The organism is Tenacibaculum sp. XPcli2-G (genome assembly GCF_024124505.1).
Taxonomy (GTDB): domain Bacteria; phylum Bacteroidota; class Bacteroidia; order Flavobacteriales; family Flavobacteriaceae; genus Polaribacter; species Polaribacter mesophilus.
This window is the reverse complement of sequence record NZ_JAMXSH010000003.1, coordinates 509,354-523,766: the sequence shown is the minus strand read 5'-3', so window position 1 is coordinate 523,766 and position 14,413 is coordinate 509,354. Positions and strand designations below refer to the sequence as shown.

Here is a 14,413-nt window from a genome sequence, read left to right as displayed (position 1 = left end):
TAGTTTTCATTCTAAATATAACTAATTGATTTTAAAATTAAAACTAAATTATTAAAGCTAAAAAATTAAGTTAAAATATTTAAAATATGTTTGTGAACAAAAGAATAATAGTCTTGATATTGAGGAAGTAATAAGTTTTCGTAGTTTTTTGTATGCAGTATTGTTTCTAAGCTAAATAGCTTTAAGTCTGCTACTTCCTCTTCTTGAAGTTTTAATTCTTGGACAGAAACTGTTAATTCAGCAATAAATACATGATGAAATTCATTATCAATAATTCCATTCGAGTGATTTACCATGTGTTTTCGAGTACCTATTTTATGTAAGTTTTCAGGAAGAATATCAAAACCTATTTCTTCTTTAACCTCTCTAACAGCAGCAATTTTAATGTTTTCACCGGCAGCTATGTGACCAGCAACTGAAATATCCCATAAACCAGGAAAAACTTTTTTAGTTAGTGCTCTTTTTTGAAGTAGTATTTGTTTATTAGAAGTGTACAACCAAACATGGATAGTAGGGTGAAAGTAGCCATGTTTATGAGCCTCAGATTTTAAACAAGTTTTTCCTGTATAGTTTCCATTTTCATCGACAATATCTATAAGTTCATCCATAAAAAGCTGGTAAAAAAAACGTCATTACTTATTTGTAATGACGTTTGATTATCTATATTATTTGAAATAAGAGAAATTTTCTCCGTCTTCAATTTTTAATAAACTTTCGTAAATCATTTTAATTACGTTCTCAACATCTTCACGGTGTACCATTTCAACGGTAGTGTGCATATAACGTAATGGTAAAGAGATTAAAGCAGAAGCAACTCCACCATTGCTGTATGCAAATGCATCGGTGTCAGTTCCTGTAGCTCTTGATAGGGCAGAGCGTTGGAAAGGAATTTTGTTAGCTTCGGCAGTATCAATAATTAAATCTCTTAATTTTTGTTGTACAGCAGGAGCATAAGCTACTACAGGACCTTTACCTAACTCTAAATGACCTTCTTTTTTCTTGTCGATCATAGGAGTTGTAGTATCATGTGTTACATCGGTAACAATAGCTACGTTAGGTTTTATGGTTTCAGTAATCATTTGTGCACCACGTAAACCAATTTCTTCTTGAACTGAGTTTGTAATGTATAATCCGAAAGGTAATTTTTTCTTGTTTTCGTGTAACAAACGAGCAACTTCAGCAATCATAAACCCACCCATACGGTTGTCTAAAGCACGACAAACAAATTTGTTCTCATTTAAAATATGAAACTCATCTGGATAGGTAATAACACAACCAACATGTACACCTAATTTTTCAACTTCTTCTTTAGTGCTACAACCACAATCAATAAAAATATTGTCTGGTTTTGGAGCTTCTTCTTTGGCTTTATTACGTGTATGGATTGCTGGCCATCCGAAAACACCTTTTACAATTCCGTTTTTAGTATGAATGTTTACAATTTTACTAGGAGCTATTTGATGATCACTCCCTCCATTACGAATTACATAAATTAATCCGTCATCAGAAATATAGTTTACATACCAAGAAATTTCATCAGCATGTCCTTCAATAACTACTTTATATTTAGCATCAGGATTTATAACTCCTACAGCAGAACCATAAGTGTCGGTAATAAACTCATCAACATAAGGTTTTAAATAGTCCATCCATATTTTTTGCCCTTCCCACTCGTATCCAGTTGGAGCAGCATTATTTAAATATTTTTCTAAAAAGTCAATAGACTTTTTATTTAAAATAGATTTATCAGCCATAACTTAAACGTTAATTTTAATGTTATTAATCTTTCTTTTCTTTTTCTTTAGGTTTATCAGCTCCCCAAAAACGTCTCTTTTCAATAAACTCTTCTTGTTCTTGAAGTTGTTTAGGTGTTAACACCTTTAAAAAAGATGGGTGTTGCTCTATAGCATACTCAATTTTTTCAACAATGCTAGCCACATCTTCATTTTCGTAATCAATTTCTAAAGGTTCTTTAATAACCATAGATTGTAGCACGTTACGTTTTTTTATCATCAATCCTTTTTTGTCAAAAGAACGTCTAAATCCGTCAATTACTATAGGAACTACAATAGGCTTGTAGGTTTTAATGATATGGGCTGTACCACGACGAATAGGCTTAAAAGGGGTAGTTGTACCTTGCGGAAAGGTAATTACCCAACCATCGTCTAAAGCTTTACCTATATTAGAAATGTCAGACATTTTTACTTGTCTGTTTACATCTTTTCCTGCGCTTCTCCAAGTTCTTTCAACAGAAACAGAACCTACATAAGCAAAAATTTTAGGAAGTAAACCAGAACGCATGGTTTCACCTGCAGCAACATAATAAATATTTAGTTTAGGTTTCCATAAATACCCTACGTTTCTAATATTATCGTCTCTACCTTTTAAAGCGGCATTAAATACGTGAAACATAGCTGCTACATCGGCAAAATACGTTTGGTGATTGGAGATAAATAGTACTTTTTGGTCGGGGAGACTTCTTAAAACATCCATTCCCTCTATTTGCAGGTCATTAAACTTACGGTAGCGTCCGTGAGAAATAACTCCGAGAACTTGTATTAAAAATCTTTTAATGAACAATATATGTCCAAAAGGATTCCTTTTAAATAAAGGCATTTTTATAATCTGGTTTTATTAGTGTAAATGCTAAATTACAAAAGAAAACCATAAAAAAAACTATTTAAATAAATCTTTAATTTCTGAAAGCATCATGGCAGTTGCACCCCATACAATGTAATCGTTTAATTTAAAGCATGGTACCTCAATATTTTTCATGTATGAGGTTTCCATTTCTACTGAAGTCAAGTTTGAATCGTCTAATAAATCAGCTAATAAAACTTCAATAATTTCTGCAACTTCTTCGTTTGGAGTGAAATGAGGTGTTTTTTCTGAAACACCTATAAATGGAGCTACTAAAAAGTTACTAGGAGGAATATATGCGTCTGAAGTTTGTCGTATTATTTCAATAGATTTATAGTGTATACCAACTTCTTCAAAAGTTTCCCGTAAAGCAGTTGTTTGTAGGCTACTATCCTCTTTGTCAAATTTCCCACCAGGAAAGCTAATTTGAGATGAATGCGCTCCATTATAACTCGCTCTTTCAGTAAGTAAAAAGCGTGTTTGGTTATCATTGTCAGGGTAAAATAACGCTAAAACAGCTGCTTTTCTTGGATTTTTGCTTAGTATTAATTCTTCTGAAAACCGTGTTCTTAATTTTGGAGCTAACTTAAATTGAGAAGTTAAACCACCTAGTTGCTTTTGCTGCAATCTTTCTATTTGATTGATAAAATCAGAAAAAGTCATTCGTTTTTAGTATTTTAGAACAAACTTATCAATTTACAAGATAAAAGTTATAAGTTTTGGCTTGAATTTTGATTTGTTAGGTGTGGAATTAATTTAATACTAAATGAATAAAGAAAAAAAGTACCAAAAACTAGCATTAAGTTTGTTGTTTGACGCTATAGGGTATGTATCTTATTTAATACCTGGGCTTGGAGAGTTGTCAGATATTGTTTGGGCACCAGCATCAGCGTATATAATGACAAAAATGTATAAAGGAAATAAAGGTAAAGTAGCAGGAGCCATTGCTTTTATTGAAGAAGCGATGCCTGGGTTAGATGTTGTGCCAACATTTACTCTTATGTGGTTATATACTTATGTTTTTTCTTCAAAGGAAACAAAAACTACGATTGAAGTTTAGTCTTTTAAGTCGAATAAAAAAATAAAGAGCTTCCAATTTTGGAAGCTCTTCTTAGTATTCTATAACTATAAACTATTTCTTGATGATTTTTTTTGTAAATGATTTTTGACCATCGTTTACTTCAAGAATATAAATTCCGTTATGTAGACTTGAAACATCAAGACTTTTATGAGTAACTTTTCCTGCTAAAACTTGTTGTCCTGCTAAATTTGTTATTTTAAAAGTAGCATCTCTGTCATCAGCTAAATTAATTTTTATGAAGTCTACACTAGGGTTTGGTGAAACACTAGCATCAAAAATGGAAGCTTCATTGCCCAACTTTCCATCGATAGTGATGTTGTTGTATCCTAAACCTTTAGAGCTACTACCTATGTTAACAGTATAATCTTCAACTTCACCATAAGAAAAAGTCTCACAAGCTGATGGAGCTGCATTCCATTTCATTGATACACGCATTCTTGTAGTACCTGCTAAAGCAGAGGTAGGAACAGAAAAATTATAGGATAAATTACCAGAGCTAGATGAAGAACCACTAACAACTTCTTCAGAAGATTCAAAAGTTCCATTTTTATTAAAATCAATCCAAACTTTCCAGTATTCTGTGTATGAAGAACTAGCAAATCCAGCGCTTACTACAATAGTATTACTTCCGTAAGGTAAGTTTCCAGTTAAAGAAGTAAAGTCAGCATATCCACCGTTGGCACCAGTAGCGTTTGAAATTCCACCAATAACAACATTGTCAATCCATTCATAATTTACATTATTCCCTTTAGTACTACAATAAGAAATTGTGTTTGCTAGAGTTGTTATGTTTACCGTATTACTTGAAGAAGAAATATTGTTTGCAGCATCTTTGGCTTTTACAGAAAAAGTATAGCTTGTAGAGGCTGTTAATTTACTTACAGAATAACTTGTAGTAGTAACAGTGGCTATTTTTGAACTTCCTTGATATATGTCATATTCTGTAACACCAATATTGTCAGTTGAAGCAGTCCAGCTTAAATTAACAGAAGTTTGTGTAATATTTGAAGCAGCAACATTGGTTGGCGCAGATGGAGCAGTTGTGTCTGGGGTAGAAGTTCCTCCATCAATGTTGTGGTTTCCCAAGCCGCTAAATGTATCTTTTGCTAATATATTCCATTCAGAAGCTGTATATGTACTGTTAGGAGATGTAACAGAAGATTTTCTTTGCATTGTTTTGTCTTGTGCAAAAGTTGAAGAGCTATTAGGATTTCCAATCAAATCGATAAGAGTATTTCCTTTGAATAAACCAACAGCATCGTTTCCATTAAAAGAAATTACACCAGTATCTGTTCTGTCAGCTTTATTTAATATTGTACTAGAAGCACTGCTATTAGCTATGACATACACATCACCATTTGTTAATTGACCACTTAAAGTTAACGTATTGGTCCACCCACCACCGTTGGCAGCTTTCTTTAATGAATACCCTGATAAGTTTACACTGGCTCCAGTGAAATTAGCAATTTCAATAGCTTTATTATTTGAAGAACCCTCTACATACTCAGAAATTAATAAATCCGCAGCTGTTCCATTTCCTCCACCTGAACTTGTGTTAGTTGTAATAGAAACAGAATTACTAGAAGTAGATTGATTACCTGCAGCATCTTTAGCTTTTACAGAAAAAGTATAATTAGTTGCTGCTGTTAAACCTGTAACGCTATACGAAGTTGTTGTAACGGTAGCAATTTTCGTAGTTCCATTGTATACATCATATCCTGAAACACCAACATTATCAGTAGAAGCTGACCAAGTTAAATCAACTGTAGTTTCTGTAATATTTGAAGCAGCTAAATTAGATGGAGCAGTAGGAGCTTGTGTGTCTGATACACTACCACCTCCAAATAAATCTTCAGCTTGAGGTCCTCCCCAAATTTTAGTAGCAAATGCAGGGTTGTCAATAAACGGATTACGATTTCCTTGAATTCCTTCTAAAATAGGGTTACGTTGCTTTTCAAAGTCTGATACAGGGTCATCCACATTCCATTGAATAAATAAAGCAAGCATGTTAGAGTCAGAAGCCATCGTAGCTCCTGTACCAACACCCGTAGGTAAACATTGGTTACCGTAACGTAAATACATATACATCATCATACGAGCAACATCACCTTTCCATTCGTCTCCAGGATACCAACCTCCAGAAACACTACCAGCATTACCAGAACTATTTACAAATTTTTTACTACCTCTTTGAGAGTTGAAAGAAATATCAGAAGGTCTTAAATGATGTGCATCTGCACCAGGACCAGAAGTTCCTAAATTAGGACTTCCTAATGATTTAGGGTATACATGTTCTCTGTTCCATTGTGTACCAGCACTACCACCATTAGCATCTTTACTTCTAGTTCTATCGGTTACATAATTACCGTCAGTATCACTATACCCATAAATTAATAAAACCTTACTAGCGTCGTTAGGATCTAAATCAGTTTGTTTAAGTGCATTCCACACACCAGGTGTGTATGACAGGTTTGTTGTATGTGTATTAATAATTTTAGTAGCGAGCTCATTTTTTAATGCTGAACCAGATAAATTCAAATTAACATCGTTGTAATATGAAGGAATTTGTGAAAAAACAGCTAATGAAGCTATTAAAAAGAAGAAGAGTAGTTTGTGTTTCATAATATTTTATTGAAAAAAGTTAAATTTTTGTTAACCTCCTGCAAATCAATAAAAAATATAATTTTTTGATGTTATCAAAAGGTTAATAATCAATAGTATATCTTTTGTAGGTAACTAGTTTATAGTTTTTCCTTTATTTTGCGTAAATTTGCACGCTAAAATTAGAGATTGATTATGAAGATATCATACAATTGGTTACAACAATTTTTACAGACAGACTGGGAGGCAGAGAAAACAGGTGAGTTATTAACTGATTTAGGTCTTGAAGTTGAAGGAATAGAAACTGTAGAGAGTATTAAAGGAAGCCTAAAAGGGGTAGTTGTAGGAGAAGTTTTAACTTGTGAAAAGCACGCTAATGCAGATAAGTTAAAGGTTACTACTGTTGATTTAGGAAATGGTACCCCTGTACAAATTGTATGTGGAGCACCAAATGTCGCGGCAGGACAAAAAGTTCCTGTGGCTACTGTTGGTACCATGTTGTATGATGAAAAAGGAGAAGGCTTTAAAATTAAAAAAGGAAAGATAAGAGGAGAAGAGAGTCACGGAATGATTTGTGCCGAAGACGAATTAGGTTTAGGACAAAGTCATGATGGTATTATGGTGTTAGACGAGAATTTAGCTCCGGGTACTCCTTGTTCAGAGGTTTTTAACATTGAGACAGACTATGTTTTTGAAATTGGGTTAACACCAAACCGAGCAGATGCCATGAGTCATTACGGTGTTGCACGCGATTTAAGAGCTGGATTAATTCAGCAAGGAACTAATATTGAGTTAATATCTCCTTCTGTTTCTGATTTTCATGTTGATGAGCGTACTCATAAAATTGATATTGAAATAGAAGATAAAGATTTAGCACCTCGCTATTGTGGTATAACCATTACTGATGTTGAAGTAAAAGAATCACCAGAATGGATTCAAAACAGATTAAAAGCAATTGGGTTAACTCCAAAAAATAATATTGTAGATATTACTAACTATGTATTGCATGAGTTAGGACAACCACTACACGCTTTTGATGCTTCTAAAATTAGAGGAGGCAAAGTAGTAGTGAAAACTTTAGAAGAAGGTACTAAGTTTACTACGTTAGATGATGTAGAAAGAGAGTTGTCATCTGAGGATATTATGATTTGTGATGCAGATGATAATCCATTATGTATTGGAGGTGTATTTGGAGGAGCACAATCAGGAGTTACAGAGCATACAACTTCTATTTTCTTAGAAAGTGCTTATTTTAACCCTGTGTCTGTTCGTAAAACAGCAAAACGTCACGGGTTAAATACAGACGCTTCTTTCCGTTTTGAAAGAGGTATTGACATCAACACAACAAAATATGCTTTAAAACGTGCTGCTTTATTAATTGAAGAATATGCAGGAGGAAAAATGTCTTCTGATATTTTAGATTTTTATCCTGTAAAGGTGGAAGATTTTGAAGTGTTTTTATCGTTTGAAAATGCGTATAAATTAATAGGTCAAGAAATACCTAAGGAAACGATTAAAAAGATTTTAGCTTCATTAGATATTAAAATTAATAGTGTTACTGAAGCTGGTTTAGGATTGGTAGTACCATCGTATCGTGTAGATGTACAACGTGAAGCAGATATTATAGAGGAAATCTTACGTGTTTATGGATATAATAATGTAGAGTTTTCTCATAAATTAAATACGTCTATTTCTTTTGATAGTGATAAAGAAGTTAAAATAGAGAATATTGTTGCTGACCAGTTAACATCGTTAGGGTTTAATGAAACCATGGCAAATTCGTTAACAAAGGCAGATTATATTGAATTGTCTGAGAACTTAAATGCTGATTTTAACGTTGAAATGTTGAATCCGTTAAGTAACGACTTAAAAGTAATGCGTCAATCGTTACTATTTAGTGGTTTAGAATCTGTAGCGTACAATATTAACAGAAAGAACAATTCATTAAAGTTTTACGAGTTTGGTAAGACGTATCATAAATATGAAAGCGGATACCAAGAAGATAAGCATTTAACATTATTTGTTACTGGTAATAGAACACAAGATAGCTGGAAGGTAGCTACACAGACATCAGATTTCTTTTATGTTAAAGGGATTGTAACAGCTTTATTAAGTCGTTTAGGAATTGATAAATTAAAAACCACTCCAACAAAATCAGATGTGTTTTCTGAAGGAATTACGTTAAGTTTAGGAAAAACTAAGTTAGTAGAGTTAGGAGTTGTTAAAAGAGTGATTTTAAAAGAGTTTTCAATAAAACAAGAGGTATTGTTTGCAGACTTTAACTGGCAGAATATTTTAGAATTAGTAGGCAAGAAAAAAATAAAAGTAGCCGATTTACCTAAGTTTCCAGCTGTAAAGCGTGATTTAGCCTTGTTATTGGATAATAAAGTTGAGTTCAAAGAAATTTATAACTTAGCATTTCAATCAGAAAGAAAACTTTTAAAAGAAGTGGATTTATTTGATGTGTATGAAGGAGACAAATTACCAGAAGGTAAAAAGTCGTATGCAGTAAGTTTTGTATTACAAGATGAAAACAAAACATTAGCAGATAAGCAAATAGATAAAATAATGCAGAAACTACAGCAAACATTCGAAAAGAATTTAGATGCTGTATTACGATAATTCAGAAGCTCCATTTTTGGAGCTTTTTTTATATTTAACAAAGAACAATACTTAAAATAAACTAATGTATAAATTACTGATTCGCCCAATTTTTTTCCTTTTTGATCCTGAAAAGATTCACCACTTTACATTTTCACTCGTAAAGTTTCTATCTAAAATACCAGGAATGTCTTCTATTTTTAGAGGAATGTATCAAGTAAACGATAAAAAGTTAGAACGTAATTTATTCGGATTAACGTTTAAAAACCCTGTAGGGTTAGCAGCAGGATTTGATAAAAATGCAGTGCTGTATAATGAGTTGGCTAATTTTGGTTTTGGTTTTGTTGAAATTGGTACGGTTACACCAAAAGGTCAAGAAGGAAACCCGAAAAAACGTTTATTCCGTTTAAAAGATGATAAAGGAATTATCAACCGAATGGGTTTTAATAATGAAGGTTTAGAAGCAGCGATTGAGCAATTAAAAAAGAACAAAGGAAAAATAATTATTGGAGGAAACATTGGTAAGAACACGAATACAGCCCCTGAAAATTATACGGAAGACTATGTAGCGTGTTTTAAAGGGTTACACCCGTATGTAGATTATTTTGTATTGAATGTAAGCTGCCCGAATGTATCTAGCCATGCAAAATTAGAAGATGCTGATTATTTAAAGGAATTGATTACTGAAGTTCAAAAATTGAATAATGCTAAAGTAACACAAAAACCAATTCTATTAAAGATTGCTCCCGACTTAAACAATCAACAATTAGATGAGATTATTGAATTGGTTGCTGAAACTAAAATTGATGGAGTTATAGCATCAAATACATCGGTAAATAGAGATAATTTAAAAGCTTCTAAAGAACGTTTACAAGAAATAGGTAATGGAGGTCTAAGCGGACAACCGGTTAAAGATAGAAGCACAAGAGTAATTAAGTATCTAACGGATAACTCTAATAAAGCGTTTCCAATTATTGGAGTAGGAGGTATCCATTCTGAAAAAGATGCTTTAGAAAAGCTAAAAGCAGGTGCTGATTTGGTACAAATTTATACAGGTTTTATTTACGAAGGACCTAGTTTGGTAAAAAGAATCAATAAGGCTATTTTAGCTGAGAAGAAATAGTATTATTGTTGTTACAACTTTGGTGAATGAAGAGATTTTTATTATCCTACAAAATAGTATTGTTTCTTATTTTTTTATTTCTTGCTCAATATTTAATATTAAAAGGAGAGTTTGAAATCTATCGCTTTTCAGATAATAAGTATTTATATGAAAATGGAAAGCAATTTTCGAAAGGATTAGTTTATATAGGACTTATTCTATCCGCTTTGTTTCCATTAATAGTATGGTTTCAGAGAAAAAAAGATTTTAAAAAAAACATAGTTTGGGTAATCATAGGTTTTTTTCCCGCTCTATATTACATTTTACTTTTTATATTATCTTATTCAATCTAATTAAGTAAAAAAATGCTAGAAACCCTCATATCTTTTGTATTTGCTACGGCTACTTTAGCTATTTCACCAGGTCCTGATAATATTTTTGTCTTAACACAAAGTATTGTTAATGGAAGAAAATATGGATTAGCTACGGTTGCTGGTTTAATGACAGGATGTATAATTCATACAACTTTGGTGGCTTTTGGAGTATCGGAAATCATCAAACAGAATCCGAATTTATTTTTTATCATCAAGCTATTTGGAGCAGGATATTTACTGTATTTAGCCTATCAGGTGTATAAAAGTGATGCTAAAATTGCCTTTTCAACAGAGAATGTTCAGAAAAAATCAACATTACAGTTATTCAAAACAGGTTTTTGGATGAATGTATTAAACCCGAAGGTTACAATTTTCTTTTTGGCATTCTTCCCACAGTTTTTGTTTTCTGACAGCTTGTCAAACGTACTCCAATTTTATGTATTAGGAGGATTATTCATTCTAACATCTTTTTTAATATTTTCTTCCATTGCTATTTTGGCAGGAAAAATTTCTAATTACATTAAACAGCACAAAAAGGTGGGAATATATTTAAAATGGGCGCAAATTGTAGTTTTTATAGGTATAGCGATGTTAATTTTACTTTAAAAAACTTTCAAGATTATTTATTCCTCTTTCTTTAAAGTAAGTTTTTCTAAAGCACGTTTAGAACTTCTATTTTCAGGGTTAATGGTTAAAGCTTTTTTATAGTATTCAATAGCGTTCGCTGTATCTTTCATTCTGGTATAAGCATCAGCGGTACTATCATAAGTATTTGAACTGTTAGGATACAATTCAATATTAATTTTAAAAACATTAAGGGCATTTTCAAACTCATCTTTTCTAAGGTATTGATATCCTAACCTATTTATATTTCGTTCTCTGATTACAGGATTTAAACTGTCTTTTTCTTTTATAGCTTTGTAACCTTTTAAAGCAGCTTCAAAGTTACCTTCTGCTAAATGTTCGCTGGGAGTTTTTTCTCCTTTTTTTAGTTTTTTAAAGACATACTTTTCACCTTCATGCTCACGCTTTTCAGCTAACCCTATCATATTCTTAGAAGTATTAAAAATTAGTTTTTCATTTAACTCTCTAACGTAAAAAGAAGAATCATTCACTTTTAAAGGTTCTAAGTTTTGATTACGCCATTTTATAAGTAATTTATTGTCATTATTAAAAGTAACTTCTATAATTTCATCAGCATTAAAATAATAGCGTCCTGCTGCTTTTTCAATAAACTCAGAAGAGTTTGTTTTTGAGGTACAGTTAATTAGTAATAAAAGTAATGATAGAGTTAAAATGTTAAATTTCATTTTTGGTTAGTTTTATGTTGAAATAAGATGTTAGTAAGACGATTTAGAACCAAATAAGTTACAAATTAAATTATTTATAGCTTTCGTTGGCATAAGAATTGAAATATAGATAACGAGATAGATAAGAGTTTAAGTTTATTCTTTTGTTTATCAGTAGATTAAGGTTTTTAAAAAGTGGTTTTTTTTCAATAAAAGAGTGATAAGTGCCACTATGACAGAATAAATAAGATATGAGTAAATCAAAAATATTACATTTAGACAATTTGTCGCTTCAAGATGTTTTTAATGAGGATTCAGAGTTAATTCCATTATTAACACCAGAAGATGAAGAGTTAATAAATCAAGAAAGTATTCCTGAAGAATTACCAATTCTTCCTCTACGTAATACAGTGTTATTTCCAGGAGTTGTAATTCCAATTACGGCAGGTAGAGATAAGTCTATTCAGTTAATTAAAGATGCCAACAAGGGAGATAAAGTTGTAGGTGTTGTAGCACAAAAAGATAGTGAAGTTGAAGATCCAGGAATTGATGATATTTATCAAACAGGTGTAGTGGCACAAATTTTACGTGTATTAAAAATGCCTGATGGTAATACAACTGTAATTATCCAAGGTAAAAAGCGTTTTGAAATAGAGGAAATTACGCAAGAAGCCCCTTACTTAAAAGCAAGAGTAAAAGAAGCTGTAGATGAGCGAGAAATTGATGATCAAAAAGAGTTTGATGCAATTATCGATTCGATTAAAGACTTAGCATTAGAGGTAATTAAAGAAAACCCTATGCTACCTTCAGAAGCATCTTTTGCTATAAAAAATATTCAATCCAATTCATTTTTGGTGAATTTTATTTCGTCAAACATGGAATTAAGTGTATCGCAAAAGCAGGTATTACTTGAGAAAGACAATTTAAAAGAACGTGCATTATTAACGTTAAAGAATTTAGATAAAGAGCTTCAAAAGTTACAATTACGTAACGATATTCAATCTAAAACACGTTCTGACTTAGATAAACAACAACGTGAATACTATTTAAATCAACAATTAAAAACCATTCAAGATGAATTAGGTGGTGTTTCTCACGAGCAAGAGCTAGATGAAATGCGTACTAAGGCTAAGTCTAAAAAATGGAATAAAGAGGTTGGAGAAACTTTTGAGAAAGAGTTAGGGCGTTTAAGACGTATGAACCCTCAAATGGCAGAATATGGTGTACAGCGTAACTACTTAGAGTTAATGTTAGAGTTACCTTGGGGCGAGTATTCAAAAGATAAATTTGATTTAAAAAGAGCTCAAAAAATTTTAGATAGAGATCATTTTGGGTTAGAGAAAGTTAAAGAGCGTATTTTAGAGCATTTAGCGGTTTTAAAATTACGTGGTGATATGAAATCGCCAATTATTTGTTTATACGGACCTCCAGGAGTAGGTAAAACATCGTTAGGTAAATCGGTAGCTGAAGCATTAGGACGCAAGTACGTACGTATGTCTTTAGGAGGTTTACGTGATGAAGCTGAAATTAGAGGACACCGTAAAACCTATATTGGAGCAATGCCTGGTCGTTTAATCCAAAATATTAAAAAGGCAGGAACTTCAAATCCTGTATTTGTGTTAGATGAAATAGATAAGTTAAGTCAAAGTCATCAAGGAGATCCTTCTTCAGCGATGTTAGAAGTATTAGACCCAGAACAAAACACAGCTTTTTATGATAATTATTTAGAAGTAGGATATGATCTTTCTAAAGTATTATTTATAGCAACAGCTAATAACATTAATCAAATTCCATGGGCATTACGTGATCGTATGGAAATTATTAACGTAACAGGGTATACTATTGAAGAAAAGGTAGAAATTGCTAAAAAATACTTGTTCCCAAAGCAATTAAAAGAGCACGGATTATCAAAAGAACATTTAACAGTAGGTAAAAAGCAGATAGAGAAAATAGTTGAAGGATATACTAGAGAGTCTGGAGTCCGTGGTTTAGAAAAACAAGTAGCAAAAGTAGTTCGCTTTGCCGCAAAGTCTATTGCGATGGAAGAGGAGTACAATGTTGTTTTGACAAATGAAGATATAGAAACTATTTTAGGACCTGCACGTTTAGAACGTGATAAGTACGAGAATAACGATGTTGCAGGTGTTGTTACTGGGTTAGCTTGGACAAGTGTTGGAGGAGATATTTTATTTATAGAATCTATTATTTCTAAAGGAAAAGGAAATCTTTCAATAACAGGTAACTTAGGTACTGTAATGAAAGAGTCTTCAACAATAGCAATGAAATATATAAAATCTAATGCTGAGGAATTTGGAATTAATCCTGAAGTATTAGATAAGTATGATGTACACATTCACGTGCCTGAAGGAGCTACCCCTAAAGACGGTCCAAGTGCAGGTATCACGATGTTAACTTCTTTAGTTTCTGTATTTACACAGCGTAAGGTGAAAAATAAATTAGCCATGACTGGAGAGATTACGCTACGCGGAAAGGTACTTCCAGTTGGTGGAATTAAAGAAAAAATATTAGCAGCAAAACGAGCAAATATTAAAGAAATTATTTTGTGTGCTGATAATAAAAAGGATATAGAAGAAATAAAAGAGAGCTACTTAAAAGGGTTAACATTTCATTATGTAACCGACATGAGTGAGGTAATTGATATAGCACTTACCAAGCAAAAAGTTAAGAATGCTAAGAAGCTTTTATAATATTAGAAAAACTAAAC

11 protein-coding genes are annotated in these 14,413 nt (G+C 32.1%); 5 read left to right on the top strand and 6 right to left on the bottom strand.

Translation table 11 applies throughout. The features are described from left to right. Window positions 1-65 precede the first annotated feature (65 nt). From NH341_RS10190 to NH341_RS10175, 4 genes are read right to left on the bottom strand one after another with little or no spacing between them, the layout of a single operon-like run. Entirely contained in the window at window positions 66-608 is a 543-nt protein-coding gene (locus tag NH341_RS10190; protein WP_073182877.1) for an NUDIX domain-containing protein, read from the bottom strand. 57 nt (window positions 609-665) lie between these two features. Beyond that, window positions 666-1,754, bottom strand: coding sequence for a M42 family metallopeptidase (locus NH341_RS10185; RefSeq protein ID WP_253056736.1), 1,089 nt, complete (start codon window positions 1,752-1,754; stop codon window positions 666-668). Window positions 1,755-1,779: 25 nt separating this feature from the next. Beyond that, window positions 1,780-2,616, bottom strand: coding sequence for a 1-acyl-sn-glycerol-3-phosphate acyltransferase (locus tag NH341_RS10180; RefSeq protein ID WP_047789545.1), 837 nt, complete (start codon window positions 2,614-2,616; stop codon window positions 1,780-1,782). A gap of 60 nt (window positions 2,617-2,676) precedes the next feature. Continuing rightward, entirely contained in the window at window positions 2,677-3,303 is a 627-nt protein-coding gene (locus tag NH341_RS10175) for a CoA pyrophosphatase (RefSeq protein WP_167713922.1), read from the bottom strand. Window positions 3,304-3,406: 103 nt separating this feature from the next. Between NH341_RS10175 and NH341_RS10170 the strand changes: the two genes are divergently transcribed. Continuing rightward, a complete protein-coding gene (locus tag NH341_RS10170) occupies window positions 3,407-3,700 on the top strand; it encodes a hypothetical protein (protein ID WP_073182871.1) in 294 nt (97 codons plus the stop codon). A gap of 72 nt (window positions 3,701-3,772) precedes the next feature. Here NH341_RS10170 and NH341_RS10165 read toward each other — a convergent pair whose 3' ends face one another. Then, complete coding sequence (locus NH341_RS10165) at window positions 3,773-6,343, bottom strand: endonuclease (protein WP_253056734.1); 2,571 nt, start codon at window positions 6,341-6,343, stop codon at window positions 3,773-3,775. Between the two features lie 174 nt (window positions 6,344-6,517). Between NH341_RS10165 and pheT the strand changes: the two genes are divergently transcribed. The 3 genes from pheT (at window position 6,518) to NH341_RS10150 (ending at window position 11,005) form a co-directional block, all read left to right on the top strand. Continuing rightward, a complete protein-coding gene (pheT, locus tag NH341_RS10160) occupies window positions 6,518-8,944 on the top strand; it encodes a phenylalanine--tRNA ligase subunit beta (protein WP_253056732.1) in 2,427 nt (808 codons plus the stop codon). Between the two features lie 64 nt (window positions 8,945-9,008). After that, on the top strand, window positions 9,009-10,046 hold the full coding sequence (locus tag NH341_RS10155) for a quinone-dependent dihydroorotate dehydrogenase (protein WP_253056730.1): 1,038 nt from the start codon (window positions 9,009-9,011) through the stop codon (window positions 10,044-10,046). Between the two features lie 344 nt (window positions 10,047-10,390). Next, the gene (locus NH341_RS10150) at window positions 10,391-11,005 is read left to right on the top strand and encodes a LysE family translocator (protein WP_073182862.1); all 615 of its coding nucleotides are present in this window, start codon (window positions 10,391-10,393) and stop codon (window positions 11,003-11,005) included. Between the two features lie 17 nt (window positions 11,006-11,022). On the opposite strand, the gene NH341_RS10145 is transcribed toward NH341_RS10150, so the two are convergent. Continuing rightward, entirely contained in the window at window positions 11,023-11,709 is a 687-nt protein-coding gene (locus NH341_RS10145; RefSeq protein WP_047789553.1) for a M48 family metallopeptidase, read from the bottom strand. 230 nt (window positions 11,710-11,939) lie between these two features. Between NH341_RS10145 and lon the strand changes: the two genes are divergently transcribed. Continuing rightward, window positions 11,940-14,396 carry an endopeptidase La gene (gene lon / locus NH341_RS10140; RefSeq protein WP_159616710.1) on the top strand — a complete coding sequence of 819 codons (2,457 nt, stop codon included), beginning with the start codon at window positions 11,940-11,942 and terminating at the stop codon, window positions 14,394-14,396. The last annotated feature ends 17 nt before the right edge of the window (window positions 14,397-14,413 follow it).

What these genes read in the sequence shown, in the direction of transcription:
- NH341_RS10180 (WP_047789545.1), bottom strand. Translation starts at nt 2,616, where the DNA reads ATGCCTTTATTTAAAAGGAATCCTTTTGGACATATATTGTTCATTAAA.
- NH341_RS10150 (WP_073182862.1), top strand. Translation starts at nt 10,391, where the DNA reads ATGCTAGAAACCCTCATATCTTTTGTATTTGCTACGGCTACTTTAGCT.
- NH341_RS10155 (WP_253056730.1), top strand. Translation starts at nt 9,009, where the DNA reads ATGTATAAATTACTGATTCGCCCAATTTTTTTCCTTTTTGATCCTGAA.
- NH341_RS10190 (WP_073182877.1), bottom strand. Translation starts at nt 608, where the DNA reads ATGGATGAACTTATAGATATTGTCGATGAAAATGGAAACTATACAGGA.
- lon (WP_159616710.1), top strand. Translation starts at nt 11,940, where the DNA reads ATGAGTAAATCAAAAATATTACATTTAGACAATTTGTCGCTTCAAGAT.
- NH341_RS10175 (WP_167713922.1), bottom strand. Translation starts at nt 3,303, where the DNA reads ATGACTTTTTCTGATTTTATCAATCAAATAGAAAGATTGCAGCAAAAG.
- NH341_RS10170 (WP_073182871.1), top strand. Translation starts at nt 3,407, where the DNA reads ATGAATAAAGAAAAAAAGTACCAAAAACTAGCATTAAGTTTGTTGTTT.
- NH341_RS10165 (WP_253056734.1), bottom strand. Translation starts at nt 6,343, where the DNA reads ATGAAACACAAACTACTCTTCTTCTTTTTAATAGCTTCATTAGCTGTT.
- NH341_RS10145 (WP_047789553.1), bottom strand. Translation starts at nt 11,709, where the DNA reads ATGAAATTTAACATTTTAACTCTATCATTACTTTTATTACTAATTAAC.
- pheT (WP_253056732.1), top strand. Translation starts at nt 6,518, where the DNA reads ATGAAGATATCATACAATTGGTTACAACAATTTTTACAGACAGACTGG.
- NH341_RS10185 (WP_253056736.1), bottom strand. Translation starts at nt 1,754, where the DNA reads ATGGCTGATAAATCTATTTTAAATAAAAAGTCTATTGACTTTTTAGAA.